Below are 1142 nucleotides of genomic sequence, written 5' to 3' on the forward strand. Positions count from 1 at the left end.
AATTGGCGGCGCTTAAAACTGCACTGCTGTGGCAAATATGCCCAAGTCGTCAACTGCTCGCCTTGAGCACCCAAAAACCTGTCAAGCACTTTTTCAATTATTTTTGCAGGGGCGAGCAGTTACATTAATTATAGGTAAACCACCTGTGCAAGCACTGTCAAAACTGCCTTATCCCGCTTTTGGCAGTAATGACGGTGACCACACAAGGGAAATTGTCGAAATTGATCCTTCGAATAGCCCACAGTCGCCTCGTAGAAATCTTGATGCCGTTTTGGAAAAACCTTTTGTACAGACACTGTCAAAACCGCCAAAAACCCTATTTTCTGGTGAATACCCACCTTCGGTAAGTTTTGGCAGTTCACACATAAACGAATCCGCAGAAATTGCCGGTTCTGACGACCGCCTGTCACAGTCCGAGAAAATGGTAAGCGGGCCGTCCGTATGGTGGACTGTTCACTTTCCCGATCTGCCCCCCCTGCAAGTTGTTGTAAGACCACCGGCAAGTTCTGCTGAAATGGAGGTTTGTTATCCGCAGGCAACGCTAATCGAGCCATCAAAGGACTCTTGGGTTCAAGCCCCTGTCGGGCCAATGACGCCAGATCAAGAGCGGGCAATCAAAGGATGGCTGAGCTTGATTGGTGAAACTGACTCGTTGAAGATTGCCAACGTGCTCAATCAATGCCAGAGCGACCAGCAAGCACGACACTGGTTTCTGGAAAAAGCGGGGCCAAGGTTCAAGGTTGCCGGCGATCTGCGTCACTGCCACTCATGCCGAAATTTGTCAAATCGTGGACCCTGCCTAGCCGCGCAGAGAGGCGAGATTGTTGGGGCATCCCGGACTTGGCGTCCAATTGACGACCTGCCACGGCTATGCATATGCTACCTGCCAAAGCCTAACGAATAAGGTTAGGTCGTGATCGCGAAGCGAGCCACGACCTGAACCGTTTGTTGGACGAGCCCGGTTAAGCTACGACAAAGGCTATGCAAATATCTCTTCGACCTGCCACCCAGGCAGTTGTGGACTCAAACGCCCTGAATATTTTTAAAAGCCACTTTTAACCGGGCAACTACACCAGTTTCCTGTACCAAAAGTGGCTGATTTACCCGTTTTCAGCCGATTTCAGGATGAGTTGAGTCGCACC

Annotated in this window: 1 protein-coding gene; it reads left to right on the forward strand. The window is 50.4% G+C overall.

The genetic code is table 11. The features are described 5' to 3' along the window. The first annotated feature begins 28 nt into the window (after positions 1 to 28). Entirely contained in the window at positions 29 to 904 is an 876-nt protein-coding gene (locus tag IV91_RS18200; protein ID WP_150112531.1) for a hypothetical protein, read from the forward strand. Positions 905 to 1142: the final 238 nt, after the last annotated feature.

Origin of the sequence: Ferrovum myxofaciens, from assembly GCF_000735045.1 — a bacterium.
In the GTDB taxonomy this organism is placed as follows: Bacteria; Pseudomonadota; Gammaproteobacteria; order Burkholderiales; family Ferrovaceae; genus Ferrovum; species Ferrovum myxofaciens.